Origin of the sequence: Fictibacillus phosphorivorans, from assembly GCF_001629705.1 — a bacterium.
GTDB lineage: Bacteria > Bacillota > Bacilli > Bacillales > Fictibacillaceae > Fictibacillus > Fictibacillus phosphorivorans_A.
In genome coordinates this window covers 1,307,752-1,330,853 of record NZ_CP015378.1, presented here as the reverse complement: position 1 = coordinate 1,330,853, position 23,102 = coordinate 1,307,752, and the positions used below count along the sequence as shown (strand labels likewise).

Genomic DNA, 23,102 nt, shown 5'->3' with positions numbered 1-23,102 from the left:
TTCCGTTCATATTGCGGTAGACATATATATGCTGTGTACATCCCTCAGTAGAATTTGTCTATCTTATTATCAAAAAGAATAGGAAAAAAGCCTGGTGATTAAATACCAGGCTTTGCGTGTAAGATCTTATAGATAATAACTATTTCTTCTTCACTTTATAGAGAATGAACAAGAAGATGACTACAACTGCTATGATCATGATGCCGCGTGTATAGGGAGCTGCGATTGTTTTTATATCTTCCCAGTTAGAGCCTAGGCGGCTACCTAATTCGATGAAGAAAATGGACCAAGGTATAACTGCTAATGTTGTGAACAGTGTAAACTTTGCGAATGACATTTTCGCGATTCCCGCTGGAATACTGATTGCATGTCTTACGACCGGAATAAAACGTGCAAAAAAGATAACGCCTGTTCCATATTTATTGAACCATCTTTCTGATAAATCAATCTGTTTTTTAGAGATTAACACATACTTTCCATATTTCTCAAGAAACGGACGACCTCCATAATAGCCCATCCAATATAAAAAGAGCTGTGCAAGTGTTCCTCCGATCGTACCAGCAATTACACTCAATGTGAAGTTCAAGTGCCCCTGGGACACCATGTACCCTCCATAAGATAACACCAGCTCACTTGGGATTACTTCAACCATCAAACCAAGTGCGATTCCTAGGTGTCCTAAGCTCATAATCCATTCTAATAAAGAAATCACTAAATCTTTCATTGTATCTCCTTTAATGTTTTCATTGGCTGTTTACGTATTCGATTCTGATTGATGAAAGTAGTTGACTTCCACTCCAGCTTGCTCGCTTTCCATGGGGCGTACGGTGAGCCTCCTGCCTAGTTGCAGTGACAAGCCCCTCGAGGTCAAAAGGGAAACGGTCAAGAAGGCAAAGTGCACCTTCCAAGCCCATTTCCCTTTTGCTTGTCGGGGCTGAACGAGTCACTTCCACTTTTCTGACTGCCGCTTTGCGCCATTAGGAGTCTCCACCTGACCGCTCGTCCCATAGGAGTCGGCAACCTTCCGTTTCAGTCAACTTGCATAAGAAGTGCACAAGTCATTAAATAGCAAAAACCTTTTAGAAAACAGCCTCAAGAATTCTTTTTATTTTATTCCGATAATAAAGCCAGTCCAAGCTGCTAATAACCCTAATATATATGTAAGCAACAAATACGTTAGACCTTTTTTAGCTTGATTCTTTAATAGAGTAACAGCTTCAAATTGCAAGGTAGAAAACGTGGTAAGAGCGCCTAAGAAGCCAGTCGCATAAAGCGAACTCAACAATTTAGCTCCCTCTACTGCTACATACCATCCTAACAGAAAAGATCCTGCCATGTTAACAGCAAACGTCCCCCATGGGAAATTCCTGTTCATTCTTTGACTCACTACGAAACGAACCACTGCACCAAGCGCTCCACCTGCAGCTACTGCTATCGTTTGTCCAATCATTGTTCTGCACCTGCTTTACTGCGTGTGATCGAACCGACCTTCATTCCAAGATATATTGCAATTACACCAGTAATGGCACTAGTCGTAAAATACAAAATGGCCGTCTTGTAATACTGCTCCTCGAGCAATAACACGATTTCTGTGTTAAATGTAGAAAACGTTGTAAACGAACCGATTACACCTGTCTGCAGTGCCAATATCATGTTGTTATTCTTAATCTTTTTCGCACCATAGATAACAAACCAGCCTAGAATAAAACTTCCTACCACGTTCACAAAAAAAGTAGGAAATGGAAATGACGATTCTGGGTTAAAAAGAAACAGCCCACTCCAGAAACGAAGCAAAGCTCCAACGATTCCACCCCATGCAACGGCAAGTATCTTCACTTAAATTAATCCTCCTGTATGTACAAAAAGATTAAGACATTCAGCCTTAATCTTTCGTAACTTCCTTATTCCAGATTAAATTTGCACAATACTTGATAATGTCTCGTCTTCTTATAATTCCGATAAAATGGCCGTCATCATCTGTAACAGGTATAAAATTTTGGTCAGTAGACAAAGTAATAAGATCTTCCATATTAGAGTTAATAGAAACGGAAATATTATTTATACGCTGAGGTACATTTACTAACTTTGTCTTTAATACTTCATCATACCCTTTGTCGAAGGCTTCTCTAAGTTTCCATAAAAGATCGCCTTCTGTTAACGTTCCTATGTAACGGCCTTCTTCTGAGACGAGAGGCACAGAGGTGTACTTGTGGTAGGATAACTTTTCAAGTGCCTGTCTCATCGTTGCTTCTGGGTTCAAATACTTCACTTCATCTTTAGGCAACAAATAAAAAGCAATATTCATGTTAGTACGCGCTCTCCTTTTTAAGCCTGATTCACGCTTATTTAAACGCTTAAATAAAAAACACCTTCTTTATTATACCAAAAAGGATGTCCATCTGCTTTATAAATCACTACCCTTTAGAGAATCATTTTAGACGATATATTTCACATCTAGTAAAAAAACTTTTAAAGAAACAAATAATATTTTACAAATCGTAATCATTACGTTTATAATGAGTAAGGATTGTTTGAAAGGAGAGAAAGCAAAATGCGAATAATTAGCTTACTTAGTATAACGTTCATGCTGATCTTAACAGCAGCATGCGGTAATAATAGCACAACTGATAAAAAAGAAGGTACATTAAAGATCTACACCACCATGTATCCATTACAATATTTCACTGAAATAATAGGTGGAAAGCATGTAGACGTATCTTCTATCATACCTCCTGGAGCTGATGCACACACCTATGAGCCATCTACAAAAAAGATGGTCGAAATGACTGAAGGGGATGCATTTGTTTACAACAAACTTGAATCGGATGAATTCTCATCTTCTGTTGCAGATACATTAAAAGAAGAAGATATGCCTATTATAGACGGTGCTAAAGGAATTTCCTACCATGAATCAAAAGAGCATGAAGGTGAAGATCATGCTACTGAAGAGGAACATGCTCATGAAGATGAACACGCTCATGAGGAAGAAGAACATCATGATCACGGTTCGCTAGATCCTCATATTTGGCTTGATCCTGTTCTCGCACAAGAGATTGCAGATAACATTTATAACGGACTTGTAAAATTAAACCCTGATGCAAAAGATGACTTTAAAAAGAACCATGAAGCACTCATAGCCGATTTAAAAGAATTAGATTCTTCGTTTAAAACAAAAGTTGAAAACGCACCAAAGAATTCGTTCATCGTCTCTCATGCGGCTTATGGCTACTGGGCAGAACGCTATGGACTAGAACAGATTGCAATCAGCGGTCTTTCACCCTCACATGAACCTAGTCAGCATCAGATCGAGAAGATTATTGAAAATGCAAAAAAAGAAAAGACAAACTATATTTTATTTGAAGAGAACGTGAATAACAAAGTAGCTGCGATGATCAAAAAAGAAGTTGGAGCAGAAACATTAACGCTTCATAACTTAGAGACTCTCACAAAAGACGACATAAAAAAAGACCGAGACTATCTATCCATCATGAATCAAAACATCAACACCCTTTCAAAAGCATTACAATAAAACGAAAACGCCTGGGAAAAATAATCCCAGGCGATTTTTTATATCGCGTCAAGCATCTTAAACTGAGAAACGACTAAATGATAATAAATGCCTTCTGTCTCCATAAGTTCAGCATGACTTCCTTGTTCCATAATCTCACCATGATCGAGAACAACGATATTATCTGCTTCTCTAATCGTAGAAAGTCGGTGGGCAATGATGATTGCTGTTCTTCCATTTAACAGCGTCTTTAAAGCTTGTTGAATCTTTTGTTCAGATTCGGTATCGATACTTGCGGTCGCTTCATCAAGAATTAAAATATCAGGATCTGCAAGAAGTGCTCTTGCAAAGGAAAGAAGCTGTCTTTCACCGACTGATAAAACATTTCCTCTTTCTTCCACTTCAGTTTCATAGCCATTCGACAGTCTTTCGATAAAAGCATGTGCTCCGACTGCTTTTGCTGCATCCTTAACCTCTTCATCGGAAGCACCTGGTCTTCCAAAGCGTAGATTCTCTATGATTGTTCCTGAAAAGATGAAAGTATCTTGAAGAACGACACTTACTTTTTCACGAAGGCTCGCAAGATTAACATCTTTTAAGTCTTTCCCATCGATCTCCACTGCACCGGATGTTGGGTCATAAAATCGGCTGACTAAGTTTGCAATCGTCGTCTTACCTGATCCTGTATGACCAACAAGTGCGACAGTCTGACCACCTTGAATCGTTAAATCGATGCCTTTTAGCGCTTTTCGATCAGCGTTGTAGGAAAACTCAACGTTCTTGAACTCAATTTCCCCTTTAATTGTCGAAAAGGAATATGCGTTTTCTTTTTCATGTACATTTGGTTTTTCATCTAAAAATTCAAAGATCCTTTCAGAAGAAGCCATCCCTACTAAAAGCTGATTGTAAACTTGACCGAGTCGAGAGATCGGCTCCCAAAACATACCCAGATAAAAAGCAAACGTAACAAACACCCCAATATCAAGTGCTTCACCTTGTATCAAGTAAGAACCAAACCACAATAGAATGACTGTTCCAATCGCATTGGACATTTCAACAAACGGCCTGAACAATGCGTTCTGTTGTGTAGCTGTTTTCCAGCTATCATACGTTTCATTGTTCACACCATTAAAGAAGTCCATGTTTTCTTTTTCTTGCGTGTACGATTTAGTCACTCGTATCCCTTGAATACTTTCATTCAGATGGGAGTTAAGCTTAGCTTGTTTAATACGTACCACTTGCCAAGAGCGTCTGATCTTTTTTCGAAGACTTGTTGAGATGAAGAACATCAGCGGCAAGATGACCATGATCGCAAGTGTTAGTTCTGGGCTGTAGATGAACATGATGACGATGATACCAAACAAGAGGATGATATCCATCAATACGTTGATGACGCCGTTCGTGAACAAATCTTGTAACGAGTTTACGTCGTTGATGATACGAACAAGAATGGAGCCTGCAGAACGCTGATCAAAAAAGCGGTGAGATAAGCGTTGAATATGCTTGAACAGATGCTGACGTATGTCATAGATCACATATTGTCCGAGATAGTTCATCCATTTTATCCGTAATGTATTGGCACCCCAAGATAAGAGATAGAGTCCCACTATGGCAAAGATTAATGTAACTAGAAGGTTTGTATCTTTGTTCTTAATCGCATGATCAAACGTCAGAACACCTATAAAAATAGGAACTACAAGTCTTACCGCCGTAGAAACCATCATGGCAATAATCGCTTTTGGCAACAAGTTTTTGCTATAAGGCTTCATGTATTGAAACAATCGAATAATCTGACCCCAATTAAACGGTTTATCGATTACTTGCTCTGAAGAATATTTAAAACGAGGCGTCTTCTTCGCCTGTAAACCCTTTTGCATCTTCCCTACACCCCCTGCCCGTTCATTTGAAACACTTTATCTTTGTCTTGATATTGAATGTCATAAATTTTACGGTACGCTCCAGATTCTTGATGAATCAGTTCTTCATGAGTACCCCTCTCAATCACTTTCCCATTTGACAGAACAAGAATTTCATCAGCATGTTTTAAGGAAGAGATGCGATGAGCAATAATAAATGTCGTTCGGTCACTCATCACTTCTTTTAGTGCTTTCTGAATTCTAAATTCTGTTTCCATATCTACCGCACTCGTCGCATCATCAAGAATTAAAATGGTTGGATCAATAAGAATTGCTCTAGCTATTGAGATCCTCTGCTTTTGCCCTCCAGATAGCCCAAGCCCTCTTTCTCCAAGAATCGTGTCGTAACCATCTGGCAGCTCCATTATGAAGTCATGAGCTTGAGCCCTTTTCGCCGCATCGATAATATCATCCATTTCCGCATACGGATTTCCATATGAGATATTATCTTTAATCGTTGACGAAAACAAAAACGACTCCTGAAGAACGGTACCGATATTTTTTCGAATCGTTCGTAATGAGTAATCTTCAAGTGGTTTACCATCTATTCTGATTTTCCCTGATTCTGGATTATAAAATCGCGATAGAAGTTGTGTAATCGATGTTTTTCCAGAACCCGTAGCACCGATCAATCCAATTGTCTGACCAGGTTTTGCTTTAAACGAAATATCTTTTAGTGATTCTTTTTTCTCGTTCTTGTAACGATGTGTGACATTTTCAAACTTCACTTCTCCCTGAAAGCGAACCGTTTCAAGTTCACGATCCTTCCCTTCCATCTCAAGTGGTTCGTCTAGCACTTCTAACAGACGTTCTCCTGATGCTTTAGATTGAGAAAACGTATTCATAATAAACCCTAAGTTCATGATGGGTCCCATGATGTACCATACAAGGCTAAAGAAGGCGACGAGCTCTCCTGCTGTCAGGTTTCCTTGAATAACGAGATAACCTCCATATGCAAGTAACAAGACGACAGAAAGATTTCCGATCAATTCCATAACCGGGAAATATTTAGCCCAAATATGAGAAGTTGTTAAATACTGAGATTTATAATCTTCATTAGACGTATCGAACTTATTAATCTCGAAATCTTCTCGTGATAACGATTTAACAGTATTTATTCCGCTAATATTTTCCTGTACTTTCGTATTGAGATTCGCCATAGACTTACGAATTCCTCGGAAAGCTGGATGAACTTCTTTATCAAACTTGTAAACAACGATCGCGAGGAATGGCATCATACACAGTGTGATGAGCGCTAACGGAACGGAGTAGAAGAACATGACGGAGAGACTGAAACCAATGATTAATACAAAATTGATAAGCTGTGAGAATCCAAAAGAAAGAAAAAAACGAAACCCTTCAACATCTGCGGTTAATCTCGACATTAAATCTCCAGTTTTTGCATTGTCATAATAATCAAATGGCAGAAACTGCAGCTTTTCATATAAAGATTCGCGAAGTTCATAAACTGAACGAATACCGAACAGATCTCCATAAAACTGATGAGTGTATGTAGCTGCCCCTTTGATTACCATCAAAAGAATAAAGCCTATCGCAACATAAGGTACGGTTGAATATTCCCCTTTAATAATGATTTCATCAATGGTAAATTGTAACACCATCGGATAAACGACTGTAATTCCAGACACTAGAATCAAAGTCAAGATCGACCAGTAAAAGTATTTTTTATACGGCCAATAAAAATCTTTTAATCTTTTAAATGTATCCAAACCATCACCTTCCCCCTTCTAAAATAAAAAGACAATATACATCATATAACAGAATAGTTAGAAAAAACTATCTATTTGCTCATAATCTTTACTAAAAACAAGATAAATATTTCACTTTGTTACCTTTCCTATACTACGAAAAAAAGCCCCGATATATTCGAGGCTTTTCCTTTAACGTTTTCTTCTAAAAGCAAAGAATGACACAATAGCGATCACGATTATTAAACCAATCGTTAACGGAGCAAAATAAGTGGGGTTATTAGGCTTGTCGTTTTTTTCTTGGTCGTTCAATGCTTTTTCACCATTGTCTTCTTTTTCTTGTGCACCTTCATCTGTAGTTCCTTGTTCAGGTGCTTCTTCTTGTGTAGGACGATCAACAGAAAACGAATAGTTCCCTTCGATCACATGACTATCGGCACCGATGATCTTATAAGCTACCGTGTAGTTTCCATTTTCAAGTGGATTAGTAATCGCGCCAGTCATTTGATCATCTTCTATACTGATTTGAAGAGGAATCTCTTTGTCTCCATTTTTTAGCGTCATTGTACTTAATGATTCAATCTTCGTAGAAAAGGTTAACACCACTGCTTCAAGATCTGTTGTTACTTTCTCTCCTTCGGCTGGAGTAGAAGTTTCAAGTTCAGAATGAGCAGATGCTGATAAAGGCAGTTGGAATACGATCGTGAATAATAATAAGAACGGTATAAGTATCTTTTTCATAAGCTGACTCCCTGTCACGTATTTTCTTTCTACTTTCATTAAAACAAAGAATATATGTTCTTCACAAGTATCCAGTCTTTACAAATCGTTGACACTTTCATGGTCAAACATACATTTACAGCCTATTTTAATGGAATCTAGGCTCCTGCCCACTTCAATTATGAAAACAGGCATAGGATATATGGAATTAACAATTGCAAGAATTAAAGGAGGAAAAATCGATGGGTTATTCTTATGGCAATTCTTTCGCATTGGTAGTAGTGTTATTTATTCTATTGATTATTGTTGGGGCAGCTTGCTTCTGCTAATAATGAATAGTGTGAAGGGAGAAAACCGGCCATGTGCCGGTTTTTTCTTTTGTACATAAGTTTTTTAAAAGGGCTGTTTTCGTAAACTTTGTTGCTCTTGGAAGTGTTGATTTCCGCTACAGGCTGCTCGCTTTCCACGGGGCAGGCGGTGAGCCACATTCGAATGTTTCACATTTAAGTGTCTCACTTGCCCGCCTGTCCCGTAGGAGTCTCGCACCTTTCACTCCAATCAACAGTCAAAGACGTAAATAAAAAAGATTTAAAAGCAACAACCCTTTAGAAAAGAGCCTTTTAACACTAAAAAAGAAAAACTCAGCATCATTCTGCTGAGTCCTCTTCACTATCTTTTTCTAAATTACCGGTAACTGTTGCTGCATTCTCACCGTATTCTTCTTTCAAGTTCCAATACGCTTCGAGTGCACGTTGGCCGATATATTTGTTGATTTTCTGGTTTCCGTTTTGTGGTGTACCTTCTGGAACCACTACGGCAAATGCAATCTCAGGATTCTCGAATGGTGCGTAACCTACAAGCGTAAGATTATGCTTTTCTACAATGTTCCCCGTACGAGGATGCCTGATAATGCGCTGAGCCGTTCCAGTTTTTCCTGCAGGATTATGGTATTTTTCCGGGTCATCGAAATAGCCTTTAGCTGTACCACCAGTTGCATGCATTACTTGCCAAAATCCTTGTTGCACACGCTCAATATGCTTTTGATCGATATCGATCTTATTAAGTATTTCCGGTTCAAAACGTTTTAACAGTTTACCATGACTTTCTTTATCAGATGCAGGCTCACGAATTTCTTTTACAAGCTGAGGCTTAACACGATAACCATCATTAGCTATAGTCGAAACATATTGCAATAATTGCATCGTAGTATAAGTATCAAACTGACCAATACCTAAATCATATAGAGTTCCTGATTCGCCTTCAGGTGGATTTCCTTCATAACCAACAGCTTCATTAGGGAAATCAATCCCGGTTTTAACGCCTAATCCAAATTGATTAAAAGAAAAACGTGCTTTGGCATATGTTTGTGTCCAATGTTCTGGCCCTATCATGCGGTCCATAATATTAAACATATAAACGTTAGATGACATTCTTAGAGCATCTAGGTCATTAATGTAACCCATGTTTTTCCATGAAGATTTATTCATGCCATTTTTTGTGAAAGGAGTGTCATAAATTACTTCTCCTGTACCAATATATCCATGTTGGAGACCTGTTAATACTGTTGCTCCCTTTACAGTAGACCCCATCTCATAGGCATCAAATAAAGCTCCATAAGAGTCGTTTGTAAATTCTCCATCTTTGTATTTTTTACCAGCAATTCCTTTTATTTCACCGGTCTTAGGATTCATCATAACGATATAAGCTGAGTCTAGAAGATCATTTCCCCCTAGTGGCTTAGCACGTAATATTTCTTCCTCAAGAATTTTTTCTAATTGGAATTGTAGTTCCATATCCAAAGTTAAAACGATATCTTTTCCACGTTGACCTGGAATGGTCTTAGGTTCTCCGATCGTTGCTCCTGTTTTCGGGTTTGTAAGATATACTGATTTTTCTTTAGTACCTCTTAGTACATTCTCATATTGATCTTCTAGACCACTGACTCCCACTTGATCACTTCTGTCATATCCCATACTCATAAAGTAATCTGTTTTTGATTTTGGAATCTGTTTAACTTGTCCGAAAATGGTAGAACCACCATAAGGATAGATCCTTTTTGAATCTGCCATTATATCTACCCCAGGAAGATCCCCTAGATTCTCAGAGATCACGGAAACTTCTTGGTTGTTCAAGTTCGTTTTAATTCGCTGTGCTGAATAGGCATAACCCGTATCCATCGCTCGTTTATAAGCGAGAATCTTAATATCTTTGTCAGTAAGACTATTGATTTCCTCTTCAGTAATCTTATTGACGAGTGCGATATATTGATCTTTATCACTTAGTTTCTTTTCCTTCTTGCTAAGACGCTCTTCTATCATCTTTGTCACATCTTGTTTTGCGATGAAATAATCTTTTTTATCGCGCTCTGTGATCTTTTTAATCTGATCTTCTGTAACACCAAGGCGATCAGCGAGCCATTCTGCAATCCGCATCGTGTCTTTTGCTTTTGTATCTACTGTTTTCGTATATGTTAAAGAAAAGAAAGGTTCATTTCCTACAACCTCACGAAAGTTGCTGTCTAACAGCTTTCCTCGTGGCGCTTCTTTCCTTGCAATAACTTCTTCAACCGCTTCAGACTCTAGTCGTTTTTCCTCTCCATTTACAATTTGGAGAACACCTAGCCTTAAGATAAGGACAGAGAAAAGAAAAAAGACGACCAAAAACAAGACATTTAAACGAAAGGGCACTTGCGACTTTTTTTTCTTTTTTTCCGGATCCGCTTTCGTTACCATCATTCCGCTCCTTTTGGAAATATTCCCGTTAATTTTACAATTATATTACAAAAACGTCTATCTATAGATTACTAGATGTTGTTCACTATTCCAAGTGATTCGCAAAAAAAAACCTTATCTTTTTTTGATAAGGTTTTCGCAAAGTTATTGAACGGTCGCAGCTAATGATTCTGTCGGAACAGGACGGCCAAAATAATAGCCTTGAGCAAGCTCTACTCCACATTTCAAAGCGATGTCCGCTTCTTCTTTTCTCTCAATTCCTTCAGCAAGTACGACGGCACCTATCTCTCTTGCGACCTCAACGATTTTCTGAATCATACCTTCCTTAGATTCATCTTCATCGCAGAAAGAAATGATTTTACGGTCGATCTTCACATAGTCTGGTTTTAACTCTTTTAATACAGAAAGTGTTGAATGGCCTGCTCCCAAATCATCTAGTGCTACTTTCATTCCTTGTTCTTGATAAGCTTTAAGGATGCTTTTTAAATGATTGATGTCTGCGATTTCTTCAGTCTCCACTACTTCAAAGACGAGGTCGTTTGGATCTACTCCTGCTTCTGCAGCAGCTTTAAAGGTTGTAGCCAGACAATGCTTTGGGTCATAGATCGATGACGGAAGAAAATTAATAAATCGTTTCACCCCTGGCGCAACAGCTCCAGCACTGTTTCGAATAGAAGTCATCCTCGCATTTCCGTCTAATAATGCTTGTAGACCCGTTCGTTCAGCATACTGAAAAAGTTCAAATGGTTTAAATTCATATTCCTCAGATGATGGTCGAAGTAAGAATTCATATCCAAAAATATCTTCGCTCTGTAAAGAAACTATAGGCTGAGAATGCGTAGTAAATAGCTGCTGTTGAATGATTTCATACAAATCAATTTGCTTCATTCTTTCAACAAAGTGTTGAAAAGAAATCCATGGTGTAAAGACACTTACTTCTTCCATGGAAGAAGTAAGTGAACAATAATACGATTCCACAGCAATGTCGTTGAATGTTTCAAGTGACTTTGTCATCAAGTCTTGCAATTCTATTAGATTGCTGTATTTTGCGGATGCAATATTTCCAGAAAGGATGCCTTCCAGTCCGTTTTCTTTGAATAAACTCATCAAGCTTTGCACAAGTACGGGGTGATCGGTACGGATATGAATAAAGCCACTCTCCGGAAAATCTCCTGTTGGGCGACACTGTGAACATGACATAGAATAACCTCCAAAAAAAGAATTGCAAACTTTTGTAAAATTTGCTATTTTATAATTCTGCGCTAAAAATTGAAAACTTCATAAAGGGGGACTTATGGTTTATTGGATTCTATTACAAAAGAGCTTTATGCGTAACATGCAATACAAGGTGGCACATCTGATTAACAATGCAGCGAGCGCAATCTTCGGTTTTGTTTTTATAGCTATTTGGGTCGGTGTACTTCAAGGAAAAGAAAATGAAAGTCCCTACAGTGTCCTAGATATGACCTATTACATTGCGGCTGTACAATGCATCCTCTGGTTATCCGGATTTCTAACGGCAGGACTCAACATTCAAAACGGAGTACGAAACGGTGCAATCTCTTTAGAACTCGCAAGACCAACAAACTTTTTTCTCTATGTTACCTCTCAAGAAGCTGGACGATTATTGTATAATTTGTTCTTTCGCTCTCTTCCTATCGGGCTTGTTTTTTTCTTTACGGTAGGCTTTTATATACCTCAACATATACCGACCTATTTTTTCTTATGTATTTCTATTCTGTTTGCCATGATTATTTCAATCAATCTGCACTATCTAGTTGGAGTTAGTGCTTGCTGGACGACTGAGATCAACTGGGCACATTTTGTGAACTTTACATTATTAGTTGGTCTAGGTGGACAACTCGTACCTATTGACCTACTTCCAGCACCACTGTCTTTGATCACACCCTATTTACCTTTTGCTGGGGCCATCTATTATCCTGTCATGATATTTCTTGAGAAAGCTTCAAATGATGTTATTCTTATTCAGCTAGTTTGGGTCATGGTGTTAACAATCTTCAATCTATGGATAACTGAGAAAGCTCGTCATAAGTTAGAAATTCAAGGAGGATAAAATAATGAACCTTTATCTGAAACTATTATCAGGTAGTTTACGTTCGCGTATGCAATATAAGATGAACTTCCTTGTATCCTCCTTATCATACGGTTTGATCATGGCAGTGGACTTTGTACTGCTCGCAGCCATTTTGCAACGTTTTGATGATGTAAAGGGCTGGAATCTTTATGAAGTGGGATTGCTCTATGGAATCTCTTCTGTCGCTATCACTCTGTACAGAGTATTTTGTGTTGAGGTACATAATTTTGAACGATACATGGTCGAAGGTGAATTCGATAGTCTTTTAATTCGACCTGTCTCACCGTTATCTTTGCTTTTAACTAAGAACTTAGACCTATCCCGAATAGGTGGAACGATACAAGGTATTTTAATCCTTGTTATTTCTATTATCGGTTTAAAACTTAATAACGTTGAATTATTTCTTTTGTTAATTTATTTACCTGTAACTATTTTTTCGGGAGTGCTTATTTGTTTTTCTCTAGGGTTGATCACAGCTACCATTGCCTTTTGGACACAGAGGATCAAAGATTTCCAAACCTTTACTCTCTATGCTCCTTTTAATGCAGCCAACTATCCGATGAACATCTATCCCGGCTGGCTCAAAATCATTTTTTTCACAGTCATCCCTGTAGGATTTATGAACTATACACCTGTTCTGTTTCTATTAAATAAAGGTGGTGACACTTGGAATCTAGCATTACCACCACTCGTTTCAATCATTTTTCTTTTTATAGCGTTACGATTTTGGAAGTTTGGAATCCGCCATTACCATAGTACAGGAAGTTGAGGAGGGCTAAATATGATTCAAGCTCAGCAATTAAATAAACACTTTAAGATCTATGAAACAAAGAAAGGCTTTATGGGTTCGTTTACTTCCCTTCTTTCTACAAAGCATCATGTGGTAAAGGCTGTAGATGATCTATCTTTTTCTGTTGAAGAGGGTGAGTTCGTTGGTTATATCGGCCCGAACGGAGCTGGTAAATCCACTACGATTAAAATGCTATCAGGCATTCTTCATCCGACAAGCGGCGAAATCAAAGTGGGAGGATTGAGCCCTCAGAAAAAAAGAAAAGAAGTAGCCAAAAAGATTGGCATTGTATTTGGACAACGTACTCAACTATGGTGGGATCTTCCGTTACGTGATTCTTTTGATATTTTAAAAGAGATGTATAAAGTATCTGACGAAAAGTATCGACAGTTTTTAAAGCTTTATGATGACATGCTTCAGATCGGAAAGTTTATGGACATTCCAGTTCGAAAACTTTCTTTAGGGCAACGTATGCGTGGAGATCTTGCTGCTGCCATGATCCATGATCCTGACATCCTTTTTTTAGATGAACCTACAATCGGATTAGATGTGAATGCAAAAACGAGTATACGAGCCTTCTTAAAGGAACTGAACCAAAACGAGAAGAAAACTATCCTGTTAACCACACATGATATGGACGATATCGAAATGTTATGCAGTCGCGTGATTGTGATCAATCATGGACAGATTGTATTAGATGGGACACTCGCAGATTTAAGAAAGAATATTGGATTACCAAGCGTCATGGAAATTCAGTATCGAATAAAACCAAACATCTCTGACATTCAAGTAGAAGGAATTGAAAGGATGACATGGGAAGGTGAGAAGTTAATCATAGACTATGATCGCTCTCTCCTCTCTTCCCCTCTTTTACTTCAAAAAGTTACACAATGGGGTGAACCGGTCGATATTCAAATGAAAGAACCGGATATTGAGCAAGTGATTCAGAAGATATATTAAAACAAAGAAAGCTTGCGATAGAGGTCTGTTCCGTGACTTCATTCGTAAGCTTCCTTTTTTGAGTGGATTTTTTATTCAGCAAGCCAACTTCTTAAGTTATCCAGTTGGTTCAGTGCATCTACTCTTCCTTGTTCGTATAAAACTCCGAGTCGTTTAGGATCGCGTTCTATTCTTTTTACTATCATCTTCTCCATAGGACGAAGTACGAATAGATTTCCGCTTTTCTCTTCTTTTTCTATAAAATCAAGCGTCTCATTATACTTGATGTAGCGTCCACGCAAACTTTCATCAAGGCCTGTGTACTCAGGATAGAACTTTTTCGTTACCCACGTCATTTTAGGCTTTTTCTTACGATACCCCGCGTTTTGAGTCAAAACAACAACTCCTTTTTGGACGCCATCTTTCAAAGCTTTATGAACAGGTATAGGATCTGCAATCCCTCCATCCATCATCTGACCTCCTGCAAGCTCTACGACTGGTGCGATAAAAGGAATGGATGAAGATGCGCGTAAGACATTTGAGATCTCCATCTCTTCGTAATCTTCTTTATTTAAGTAAACGGGTTGGCCCGTTCTTACGTCTGTTACAACAACAACAAAACGTTCTTTCGATTGTTTAAATGCGGCATAGTCGAAGGGGACTAATCGGTTTGGAAGTTCATCAAATATAAAGTCCATTCCGAACAACCCCTTCTTCTTAAACAACCAGTTCTTATACGATATATATTCAGGATGAGAGCTGTATTCCAGGTTCACCGTGCGATTTCTTCCATGCTGACGAGATAAGTATGATACAGCATTACAAGCACCTGCAGATGCCCCGATCACATAAGGAAAATAAAGATCGTTCTCCATAAAAACATCGAGTACTCCTGCCGTATAAACACCGCGCATTCCGCCACCTTCAAGAATAAGTCCAGAGTTCTCCAAATTTGGCACCACCTATTGTTAACTACATTTATTATTTATGCTTTTAATTATATGAATAAACGACGCCTTAAATCCAGTAAATCGGTTTAAAAGATAGAAAAAAGCTTACAGCATCTGCAACGGAAATCAAGTACAACAATGAATACGAAAACAGCATCTCTCAGAATTTCTTCTATAGAGATGCCGCTACTATTAATTATTGAAAATACTGAGCCAAACCTGCTGTAATACCAGTTGCCGCTTTTGTTTGAAAGGAATTACTCTTTACAGTTAATTCATCGAATGGATTTGATAAAAACCCAAGCTCTACTAAAACGGCTGGCTGCTTGTTCTCTCGTAGTACGTGGAAATTTCCATACCTTACATTCCCGCCTTTTAACCCCGTATTGGCTTGAACCAATCCCGTGTTTACCGAGTTAGCCAGTTTCAGATCCTTCTGGCCGTAGTAAAAGGTTAAGAGCCCTGTAGCGCTTTTATCTGTAGCTGAATTATAGTGCAAACTTACGAATGCATCAGCAAAATGACTGATCTCCACTCGTTTATTAAGAGAAATGTACGTATTATCACTTCGAGTTAAGATTACTTTTGCACCTGCATTACTAAGCTGTGTGGCTAATAATCTTGCACTCATCAACGTCATACTCGCTTCTTGTGTACCTGATGATTTACCAGAAGTCCCTGGATCATTACCGCCATGTCCAGGATCTATCACAATTCTTTTTCCTTTTAATCCCCCTAAAGTTGGTTTAGGAGTGGAAGGACTGTTAGGAGAAGCTGACTGTTGTACAACTACGAGCCATCCAGCTACCCAAGCACTTTTACCGCTTGGCAACTTAATTTGTACCCAGTCGTTCTTGGATTGCAGATAAGCAAACTCATCACCTTGATTTACATGACCTACTATTAAGTAGGCAGTAGAAGGACCTTGCCTAATATTCACGCCATCTGACATGATGACAACTTTTTTAGAAACTGAAGAGGGTGGAACAACTGGAGGTTTCGTAGCAGGCTTAGGATTTGTTACGATTGGAGCTCCTCCCGTTTGTATGGATATGTATTGACTAGATACCCAACCTTTCTTGCCATCTGTAGTTTGAATGTAAAGCCAACTTCCTGATTCTGAAACAACCTGTACCGAAGTGTCATACTTGAGTGAACCAATGATTGGTGAAGATAGATTTCCAGCAGATCGAAAGTTTAAATACGTCGCTGTCACCCTTCCCCACTTTCCGCTGTTTACAGGATTAGTGGCAGAAGGCTTAGGAGTAGTCGGAGCTGTACGATTTTGGTTCAAAAGATAAGCACTGCTTACCCATCCTTTCATAGATCCGTAGGTTATAGAAGTCCAATTCCCTTCTTCTTTAACGATAGAAACGATGGTCCCATTCTTAAGAGAGCCTATCGCTTTATACTGGGTTCCTGCACCACTTCGCACGTTTAGCGAAGTTGCGGTTACTTTTGCTGTTTTTGCAGTATTTTCTTTCGTTAAAGATGGTTTAGAGGGACTATTTGTACCATTCTCTTTTAGGTAAGCTGAACTAACCCAGGCTTTTCTATCCTGAAAAGATATGTTAGCCCATCCTTTTTCCACGTTAAACACGGTAACGTTTGACCCTTTTTTTAATGAACCGATCTGTTTAGATGAAGAGGAAGGTTCCGTACGTACATTTAAGCTTGTTGCATTTACTGTAGCTGTTTTAGTTGCTGCAGCCACAGGTATACATGGAAAGCTTGCGATTAATAAGACAGCGATTAGAAAGAAATACATCACTTTTACATTGGATCTCACACGATACAACTCCTATTCAAAAAGTTCTATACTTGCTGTACGAGTTATATCGTCACTTAAGAGGCTTTCTTGACCTTTCTCACTGCATTTTTGCGAACAAAAAACACCCTAGCTGTGATCAACTAGGGTGTTACTTATTAGATCAATCCAAAATGCTTAAGTCCGTGATAGATACCATCTTCATCTACTGATTTAGTGATATAGTCTGCAGCGTCTTTTGCTTCTTTTAATCCGTTACCCATCGCAATTCCTGTTCCTGCTGCTGTAAGCATCTCAATATCGTTTAATGCATCACCAAAAGCGTATACGTTCTCGGGCTTCATGTTCATCTGGTTCATAAACGCTTGAATTCCTTTTGCTTTTGAACCACCAGTAGGTAATATGTCTAATGCATTTTCATGCCAGCGGATAAAATCAAACGTACCTTTGTATCCATCTCGATAGACATGTTCGTGTTGTTCCTGGCAGAATAATAATACTTGATATACCTCGTTCTCTTTATAAAATCCTGGGTGGAAAACGGGATAACTCGGCATGAGGTTAAACGTACAGTTCTTAATGATCTCATGATTATCTGCATTACTTGTTGCTCTTTCATGATCAAGGTAGACAAGAGGATGACCTGCCTTATCTGCTTCTTCTTCTATTTTCAGAATCGCTTCTCTCGATAACGGTGTTTTGTGGATCACTTCATCTTTAAAAACAACATAAGAGCCGTTAAAGCTTACAAACGAATCAACCTCTAGTTCTTCTCGAATCGGTTCAAACATAAAAGGACCTCGTCCAGTAGCGATCGCAACATGTACGCCATTCTTTTTTAATTGTGCAATGCTCTCTTTCGTGCTGTCAGGAATCTTTTTTTCATCGTTTACTAACGTTCCATCTATATCAAAAAATACTATCTTGTCATTCATATCGTATCGTCTCCTGTTGAATGTTTTATCTTACAATAGTGGTACGATTCCGTATAAATGTCAAATCAAGCGCTTCTCATTACTTTTTTAGAGATTGATTTACTTGAATCCATCCCTTTTCTGGCATAGATAACAAGAATACTGTCAAAATAATAAGCATCCCACCCGCTGTTTGAAAACTTCCAAACGCAGTGCCTAACCAAATAACAGATACGATCGTCGCTACTAAAGGTTCAGCACTTCCAAGTAAACTCGTTTCTGTCGAACTAATATACTTCAAACTATCTAAGTAAAGATAGAAAGGTAATAAGGTACCGAATATAACAACAAATGATAGCATTCCAAATAGGGAGAATGACCAATCGATCTCATTCGGCTGCCAAGGTTGAGTAAAAATGGAAACGGCAGAGCCTCCCAGCAACATCGCCCAGCCGACGATCGTAGCAGATGCATATTGTTTTAAGAGTCTTACAGGATAAACGGTGTATACCGCAACAGAAACACCTGACAAAACTCCCCAGAAGATAGCTTTTTCAGAAACCGTAATCTCTTGTAAACTTCCATTTGTTAATAACAAAAAGGTACCTGACAACGCCATCAGAACCGCAATCCATTCTTTTCTTTTTGGCCATTTTAATAATTTTAATGCAAAGTATAGCGTAATAAAGACCGGTCCTAAAAATTGAAGCAGTGTTGCTGTTGGTGCATTCCCCGCTTCTATACTCAAAAAGAAGGTAAGTTGAGCTCCGAGCATGCCCGTTAAAGAAAATACGACTAAATCAAATCGGTCTTTTTTATTTCTCCACACTCCAAATATATTGTGATGAAAAGAGATAAGAAATAAAAGCAGTGCTCCAGCCATCACCATACGAACAGATACTAACCACGTGGCAGTCATCGCTGAATGTGAAAAGATCCACTCTGCCGCATTTCCTGAGAATCCCCAAAGTGAAGCTCCTGCTAATGCTAGTCCTATCCCTTTCCACCGAAAATTTTCTATCTGATTCCCCATCATACACCCACTTCCCCATTGCCAAGTTCTTTAGCAAGATTCACAGTTTTGTTCAATGCTTTTTATATCACTCATGAATGTGCATCCTTCATTTATTATAGAACGAATCCGTAAAATTCAAATACATTTTCTTTATTCTAATTTCTACAAATTTAGTTTGTTATGTATGAAACGGCTAAATATTAAACACAGCTTATTTTTTATCAAAGGTTACTAAAATAGAAAGCACTGAGCAAAAAACCAGCTCAGCGCTTATCTTGAAAATAAAATAGGGGGATGATGTATCATACGAAATTTAAAGGGTTTGGTGTCGGTAAAAGAAAAAATATGCGAATACCTATTTGGCCATGATTCCACAAAAACATTTTCCAGCATGTGCATAAATTTGTTAAATATATACAAACTAATAATACAAGGAGGTGATACATATGGCACGTAACAATAACTCTAACGAATTAGTAGTAGCTGGCGCACAAGCAGCTTTGGATCAAATGAAGTATGAAATCGCTTCTGAGTTTGGTGTTCAACTAGGACCAGACACAACATCCCGTGCGAATGGATCTGTTGGTGGTGAAATCACTAAACGTCTTGTTCAAATGGCAGAACAACAGCTAGGTGGCGGATACCGTCGCTAGACCGATTTTAATTAGAAAAAGTCATCCACTTCATGCGGATGACTTTTGTTTATTTATCTAACTTTATCTAGTTTGACTTGAATTACGACTGGATCATGATCACTTGCTCGTCCGTGTTCTTCCATAAACTGTGAATTGATATGAACGATGTCCACTTTTGTTTTCTTCGCCATATTATTCGTTACTAGAATATGATCCAAAACTTGAGCGTTTCCTTGATAAGAATATGTGTATCTTTCTTTAAATGGAACTTCTTCAATCATGTTCGTCAACTCATTGCCTTTGACTTTCTTCAGAGTCTTCGTAAACTCAAAATCATTGAAATCTCCCAACAAGACTACCTTTGCATCCTTATCTTCATTCTTAACATCTTTAACAAACTGATTCACAATTCCCGCAATCTCTAAACGTTGCGCTTCACTTCCTAAGAAAGGAGGCTGATTCTTACCAAACAGCGGCTGATCTCCACCTTTTGAGTTAAAATGATTGGCAACTACGATTACGCTTTCACCTTTGAATATGAACTGTGCTGCGACAGGCTTACGGCTGTTGGCAAATGCCGGGTTCGTTGGATCGATACGTCCAGGGTTTACTGTAAGCTTTCCATCTTTGTAACCTACTGCTTCTGTTGCTGTTCCTTTTGTTCCTTCTGCAAGTGAAACACGTTCAGGATTATAGATGAATCCTACACGAATGTTACCACCAGGAATCCCACCATCTTTTCCATCAACAGGTGCAATATCTGTATACACATATTGAGGACCGCCTTGAGCTGTAATCTCAGCAATTAGTCGGTCAGCACTTTCTTTGGCATCTGTCGTACCATCATTTATTGGACCATTTCCATCTTGCATTTCCACGAGTCCTACGATATCTGGTGCGTTTAAGTTACCTACGATCGATTTTGCGATACGTGATACTTTTTCATCACTCGTACTATCCCGTCCTTCTTTTAGTGCAGAGAAGTTCTCAACATTAAAACTCGCGATCGTTAACTCTTTATGTTTTTCATGAATCTTTGTAACTTCCGGTTTTGTTTTTCCTTCAACAAATGTTGGAAGCTCCTCACGATCCGCTAACACTTTATAGTTACCAAACCCGTAGCTCACAACACCTGTAATAGAACCTAAGAAGAAATCTCCTGTTTTTGCCACAAACGATTCATCATTTATATCAATAAAAATTCGTTCTGGGTTGTAATCAAACTCTGTGATGTTCAGACCACCTGATGAATTAAATTCTTTTTGCTTCCAAAAATCAGGAACTACAACGAGTTCTCCATAATTTTGAGGTGCAAGAACACCAGGATTCTTAACTTCTACAAGCATGCCTTCTAAACTTTCATAAAAATCAATGCCGTCTTCTTTTGGATCAAACACTCCAAAGTTATCATTATCAATTATTTTTGTAGGCTGTTGAAGTCCAAATAAGCCGATAATCGTTGATTTTGGAAGTTTTTGTCCTTCTTGCAGTTTTGTGATGTGACTTGCATTAATTTCTGTTACAGCTAGATCTGTTTTTAATTTATCTGAATATCCTTCAAGTACCCACTCTTTTACTAATCCATCTACGGATACTAGATTTCCTTTAGCTTGTCCGTGGTCTTTTTGATAGACCAAGATACCTTCAGATGTTCTGTAGTCTTTGTCCGGCTTTATGTCTTGCATATAAAAATTATTGTTATCCACCACTTTTGTTACAATACCTTCTACGCCTTCTACCGCTTTGTTCGCAACAGGAGATTGGTGTCCTGCTCCTTGAACATCATGGATACGAAGTCCAGATAGAGCAACTTGGTATTTAAATTCTGAAATGTTACTATTCTTTAATCCTTCCTTAAAAGCAACAGCTTTAATCGTTACATCTTCGTTCACCATTATAGGAGCTGTGTAACGCGTGCTATCTGTAGTTGGATCTTGTCCGTCTATAGTGTAATAGATTTCTGCATCTGTTGTTGCAGTAGAAAGTGCGACAGAAGTCCCTTTAGAAACAACTTGGCCCTCGACGGATGATTTTACTTCTTCCACTTGTGGTTCAGATGGAGTACCATCAACAAATTGATACTCGTTTACATTTTTAAGGCCTGGCACACTAAAATACGCCTCAAGCGTTCCTTTGAGTTGAACTTTCTTCCCTAAGTTTTCAGGATGCTCAACGAGATTTAATGCACTTCTAACAGCATTATTAGGCAACTGAACAGTCAGTATCTTCGTTTTATCTGTTTCACTTGGCGAATCGGCAAGAGCTAAATTTGTATTCGCTGTAAATGGTCCTTCATGTGTGAATGAGATAGAAGACCCACTTCCTCCTTTAACAGTTCCTACGATATACCCTTCAACTGTCTGTATTGATTTATCCTGCTTAATCAATGCTTCGCTAACCGTTAGAACGTCAGCTGCAGAAGCTGTTTGTTGCAGTGGCAAAACCATGCTAAGCACCATTACTAGCATGATACTTATATTTGTAACCTTTTTCGTCATTTTCATGAACATATCGTTCCACCTGCCTCACTAATAGTATGTAAAACATAGTAAATCCATGAAAAATATAACACAATTTTGTCGATTCAATTGTTAGTTTTATATTAAAACAGTTAGAAAGACTTACAAAGAATTTACAATATAGGACTCATGGATTATGTCCCACATAAAAAAAGACTATTCTTTCGATCAAACTTTGATCAAAAAAAACAGTCAGTTCGTTCTATGAACGTTTAAATCTAAAGTCACTTGCTCAGCAAATAGTTCAGGATCGTTGTCTTGAAGGATAGCAAACAGTTTGCCCTTCCCTGCTGAGCGATCCAACCATTCTTCTCCTATGTGTGGTTCAAGCATCACCGGCATTCGATGGTGATATTTTATCATTGATGAATTTGCGGCTTTCGTTAAAATCGAACAGGTTATTCTTTCTTCTTGTTGACCGTTGACTTCTCCGATCCACCTTGACCAAATGCCTGCAAATGCAAACGGCTTTTTATCTTTCAAGCTAAATTGCAATGGTTGCTTTTTGCCGCTCCCCTCTTCAATCACCCATTCGTAGAAACCGCTCGCAGGAATCAAACACCTTTTTTGATGAAAGGAGTCTTTAAAGCTTGGTTTATCGGAAACGGTCTCACTTCTAGCATTCATTAATTTATTTCCTATTTTCGGATCTTTCGCCCAACCTGGGACAAGTCCCCATTTCATGTATCCTGCCCTATTTCCTGAGCTAGCTTTTATTACAGAGAGAACTTGCTGACTCGGAGCAATATTGAAGCGCTCACCATAATCAAAATCATTTTCTAGATTAAAGGCATCAATGATCACATCTTTGTCATAGTAAAGCATATATCGCCCACACAAAACGCATCACCTCAATTTAAACGTATGGATAAGGAAATTAATCGTGTTAAAA

21 protein-coding genes are annotated in these 23,102 nt (G+C 38.4%); 6 read left to right on the top strand and 15 right to left on the bottom strand.

Translation table 11 applies throughout. The annotated features are described in order from the left end of the window. Nucleotides 1–139: 139 nt before the first annotated feature. The 4 genes from ABE65_RS06845 to ABE65_RS06830 all read right to left on the bottom strand — a co-directional run bounded on the left by ABE65_RS06845 (nucleotide 140) and on the right by ABE65_RS06830 (nucleotide 2,305). Nucleotides 140–724, bottom strand: coding sequence for an undecaprenyl phosphate transporter UptA (locus ABE65_RS06845; RefSeq protein WP_066392783.1), 585 nt, complete (start codon nucleotides 722–724; stop codon nucleotides 140–142). A 381-nt stretch (nucleotides 725–1,105) separates the two neighbouring features. Then, nucleotides 1,106–1,450, bottom strand: a complete 345-nt coding sequence (locus tag ABE65_RS06840) for a fluoride efflux transporter FluC (protein ID WP_066392781.1) — start codon at nucleotides 1,448–1,450, stop codon at nucleotides 1,106–1,108. Next, nucleotides 1,447–1,836 carry a fluoride efflux transporter CrcB gene (crcB, locus tag ABE65_RS06835; protein WP_066392776.1) on the bottom strand — a complete coding sequence of 130 codons (390 nt, stop codon included), beginning with the start codon at nucleotides 1,834–1,836 and terminating at the stop codon, nucleotides 1,447–1,449. The genes ABE65_RS06840 and crcB overlap by 4 nt, the downstream gene beginning before the upstream one ends. 46 nt (nucleotides 1,837–1,882) lie before the next feature. After that, entirely contained in the window at nucleotides 1,883–2,305 is a 423-nt protein-coding gene (locus tag ABE65_RS06830) for a CBS domain-containing protein (RefSeq protein ID WP_066392775.1), read from the bottom strand. A gap of 246 nt (nucleotides 2,306–2,551) precedes the next feature. Between ABE65_RS06830 and ABE65_RS06825 the strand changes: the two genes are divergently transcribed. After that, on the top strand, nucleotides 2,552–3,529 hold the full coding sequence (locus ABE65_RS06825) for a metal ABC transporter solute-binding protein, Zn/Mn family (RefSeq protein WP_066392774.1): 978 nt from the start codon (nucleotides 2,552–2,554) through the stop codon (nucleotides 3,527–3,529). A 38-nt stretch (nucleotides 3,530–3,567) separates the two neighbouring features. Here the strand turns inward: ABE65_RS06825 and ABE65_RS06820 are convergent, their stop codons facing one another. From ABE65_RS06820 to ABE65_RS06810, 3 genes are all read right to left on the bottom strand, one after another. Further along, nucleotides 3,568–5,385, bottom strand: a complete 1,818-nt coding sequence (locus ABE65_RS06820; RefSeq protein WP_066392773.1) for an ABC transporter ATP-binding protein — start codon at nucleotides 5,383–5,385, stop codon at nucleotides 3,568–3,570. A gap of 5 nt (nucleotides 5,386–5,390) precedes the next feature. Beyond that, the gene (locus tag ABE65_RS06815; RefSeq protein WP_066392771.1) at nucleotides 5,391–7,154 is read right to left on the bottom strand and encodes an ABC transporter ATP-binding protein; all 1,764 of its coding nucleotides are present in this window, start codon (nucleotides 7,152–7,154) and stop codon (nucleotides 5,391–5,393) included. A gap of 171 nt (nucleotides 7,155–7,325) precedes the next feature. After that, nucleotides 7,326–7,874, bottom strand: a complete 549-nt coding sequence (locus ABE65_RS06810) for a copper resistance CopC family protein (protein WP_066392769.1) — start codon at nucleotides 7,872–7,874, stop codon at nucleotides 7,326–7,328. Nucleotides 7,875–8,095: 221 nt separating this feature from the next. Between ABE65_RS06810 and ABE65_RS21470 the strand changes: the two genes are divergently transcribed. Then, entirely contained in the window at nucleotides 8,096–8,182 is an 87-nt protein-coding gene (locus tag ABE65_RS21470; RefSeq protein ID WP_082820548.1) for a YjcZ family sporulation protein, read from the top strand. A gap of 318 nt (nucleotides 8,183–8,500) precedes the next feature. Here ABE65_RS21470 and ABE65_RS06805 read toward each other — a convergent pair whose 3' ends face one another. Both ABE65_RS06805 and ABE65_RS06800 read right to left on the bottom strand, forming a co-directional pair. Continuing rightward, the gene (locus ABE65_RS06805) at nucleotides 8,501–10,588 is read right to left on the bottom strand and encodes a peptidoglycan D,D-transpeptidase FtsI family protein (RefSeq protein ID WP_066392764.1); all 2,088 of its coding nucleotides are present in this window, start codon (nucleotides 10,586–10,588) and stop codon (nucleotides 8,501–8,503) included. A gap of 141 nt (nucleotides 10,589–10,729) precedes the next feature. Further along, entirely contained in the window at nucleotides 10,730–11,785 is a 1,056-nt protein-coding gene (locus ABE65_RS06800) for an EAL domain-containing protein (protein WP_066392759.1), read from the bottom strand. 94 nt (nucleotides 11,786–11,879) lie between these two features. Between ABE65_RS06800 and ABE65_RS06795 the strand changes: the two genes are divergently transcribed. Genes ABE65_RS06795 through ABE65_RS06785 form a run of 3 tightly spaced genes read left to right on the top strand, consistent with a single transcriptional unit; the run spans nucleotide 11,880 to nucleotide 14,430 of the window. Continuing rightward, a complete protein-coding gene (locus tag ABE65_RS06795; protein WP_066392758.1) occupies nucleotides 11,880–12,659 on the top strand; it encodes an ABC transporter permease in 780 nt (259 codons plus the stop codon). A gap of 4 nt (nucleotides 12,660–12,663) precedes the next feature. Then, nucleotides 12,664–13,449: an ABC transporter permease gene (locus ABE65_RS06790; protein ID WP_082861328.1), complete on the top strand. Its 786-nt coding sequence runs from the start codon at nucleotides 12,664–12,666 to the stop codon at nucleotides 13,447–13,449. A gap of 12 nt (nucleotides 13,450–13,461) precedes the next feature. After that, nucleotides 13,462–14,430, top strand: a complete 969-nt coding sequence (locus tag ABE65_RS06785; RefSeq protein ID WP_066392753.1) for an ABC transporter ATP-binding protein — start codon at nucleotides 13,462–13,464, stop codon at nucleotides 14,428–14,430. Nucleotides 14,431–14,501: 71 nt separating this feature from the next. Here ABE65_RS06785 and ABE65_RS06780 read toward each other — a convergent pair whose 3' ends face one another. From ABE65_RS06780 to ABE65_RS06765, 4 genes are all read right to left on the bottom strand, one after another. Next, the gene (locus ABE65_RS06780; protein WP_082861327.1) at nucleotides 14,502–15,359 is read right to left on the bottom strand and encodes a patatin-like phospholipase family protein; all 858 of its coding nucleotides are present in this window, start codon (nucleotides 15,357–15,359) and stop codon (nucleotides 14,502–14,504) included. 196 nt (nucleotides 15,360–15,555) lie between these two features. Continuing rightward, the gene (locus ABE65_RS06775) at nucleotides 15,556–17,148 is read right to left on the bottom strand and encodes an N-acetylmuramoyl-L-alanine amidase family protein (protein ID WP_082861326.1); all 1,593 of its coding nucleotides are present in this window, start codon (nucleotides 17,146–17,148) and stop codon (nucleotides 15,556–15,558) included. 137 nt (nucleotides 17,149–17,285) lie between these two features. Then, entirely contained in the window at nucleotides 17,286–18,062 is a 777-nt protein-coding gene (locus ABE65_RS06770) for a Cof-type HAD-IIB family hydrolase (protein ID WP_066392751.1), read from the bottom strand. Nucleotides 18,063–18,141: 79 nt separating this feature from the next. After that, a complete protein-coding gene (locus ABE65_RS06765) occupies nucleotides 18,142–19,077 on the bottom strand; it encodes a DMT family transporter (protein WP_082861325.1) in 936 nt (311 codons plus the stop codon). 425 nt (nucleotides 19,078–19,502) lie between these two features. Between ABE65_RS06765 and ABE65_RS06760 the strand changes: the two genes are divergently transcribed. After that, on the top strand, nucleotides 19,503–19,709 hold the full coding sequence (locus tag ABE65_RS06760; RefSeq protein WP_066288466.1) for an alpha/beta-type small acid-soluble spore protein: 207 nt from the start codon (nucleotides 19,503–19,505) through the stop codon (nucleotides 19,707–19,709). Between the two features lie 53 nt (nucleotides 19,710–19,762). Here ABE65_RS06760 and ABE65_RS06755 read toward each other — a convergent pair whose 3' ends face one another. Together ABE65_RS06755 and ABE65_RS06750 are read right to left on the bottom strand one after the other, a co-directional pair. Further along, complete coding sequence (locus ABE65_RS06755) at nucleotides 19,763–22,195, bottom strand: DUF6359 domain-containing protein (protein WP_330998121.1); 2,433 nt, start codon at nucleotides 22,193–22,195, stop codon at nucleotides 19,763–19,765. A 207-nt stretch (nucleotides 22,196–22,402) separates the two neighbouring features. Next, nucleotides 22,403–23,050 (bottom strand): SOS response-associated peptidase, encoded by a 648-nt coding sequence (locus ABE65_RS06750; RefSeq protein WP_066392747.1) that lies wholly within the window; start codon nucleotides 23,048–23,050, stop codon nucleotides 22,403–22,405. Nucleotides 23,051–23,102 lie beyond the last annotated feature (52 nt).

What these genes read in the sequence shown, in the direction of transcription:
- ABE65_RS06845 (WP_066392783.1), bottom strand. Translation starts at nt 724, where the DNA reads ATGAAAGATTTAGTGATTTCTTTATTAGAATGGATTATGAGCTTAGGA.
- ABE65_RS06840 (WP_066392781.1), bottom strand. Translation starts at nt 1,450, where the DNA reads ATGATTGGACAAACGATAGCAGTAGCTGCAGGTGGAGCGCTTGGTGCA.
- ABE65_RS06830 (WP_066392775.1), bottom strand. Translation starts at nt 2,305, where the DNA reads ATGAATATTGCTTTTTATTTGTTGCCTAAAGATGAAGTGAAGTATTTG.
- ABE65_RS06825 (WP_066392774.1), top strand. Translation starts at nt 2,552, where the DNA reads ATGCGAATAATTAGCTTACTTAGTATAACGTTCATGCTGATCTTAACA.
- ABE65_RS06820 (WP_066392773.1), bottom strand. Translation starts at nt 5,385, where the DNA reads ATGCAAAAGGGTTTACAGGCGAAGAAGACGCCTCGTTTTAAATATTCT.
- ABE65_RS06810 (WP_066392769.1), bottom strand. Translation starts at nt 7,874, where the DNA reads ATGAAAAAGATACTTATACCGTTCTTATTATTATTCACGATCGTATTC.
- ABE65_RS21470 (WP_082820548.1), top strand. Translation starts at nt 8,096, where the DNA reads ATGGGTTATTCTTATGGCAATTCTTTCGCATTGGTAGTAGTGTTATTT.
- ABE65_RS06805 (WP_066392764.1), bottom strand. Translation starts at nt 10,588, where the DNA reads ATGATGGTAACGAAAGCGGATCCGGAAAAAAAGAAAAAAAAGTCGCAA.
- ABE65_RS06800 (WP_066392759.1), bottom strand. Translation starts at nt 11,785, where the DNA reads ATGTCATGTTCACAGTGTCGCCCAACAGGAGATTTTCCGGAGAGTGGC.
- ABE65_RS06795 (WP_066392758.1), top strand. Translation starts at nt 11,880, where the DNA reads ATGGTTTATTGGATTCTATTACAAAAGAGCTTTATGCGTAACATGCAA.
- ABE65_RS06790 (WP_082861328.1), top strand. Translation starts at nt 12,664, where the DNA reads ATGAACCTTTATCTGAAACTATTATCAGGTAGTTTACGTTCGCGTATG.
- ABE65_RS06785 (WP_066392753.1), top strand. Translation starts at nt 13,462, where the DNA reads ATGATTCAAGCTCAGCAATTAAATAAACACTTTAAGATCTATGAAACA.
- ABE65_RS06770 (WP_066392751.1), bottom strand. Translation starts at nt 18,062, where the DNA reads ATGAATGACAAGATAGTATTTTTTGATATAGATGGAACGTTAGTAAAC.
- ABE65_RS06765 (WP_082861325.1), bottom strand. Translation starts at nt 19,077, where the DNA reads ATGATGGGGAATCAGATAGAAAATTTTCGGTGGAAAGGGATAGGACTA.
- ABE65_RS06760 (WP_066288466.1), top strand. Translation starts at nt 19,503, where the DNA reads ATGGCACGTAACAATAACTCTAACGAATTAGTAGTAGCTGGCGCACAA.
- ABE65_RS06755 (WP_330998121.1), bottom strand. Translation starts at nt 22,195, where the DNA reads ATGAAAATGACGAAAAAGGTTACAAATATAAGTATCATGCTAGTAATG.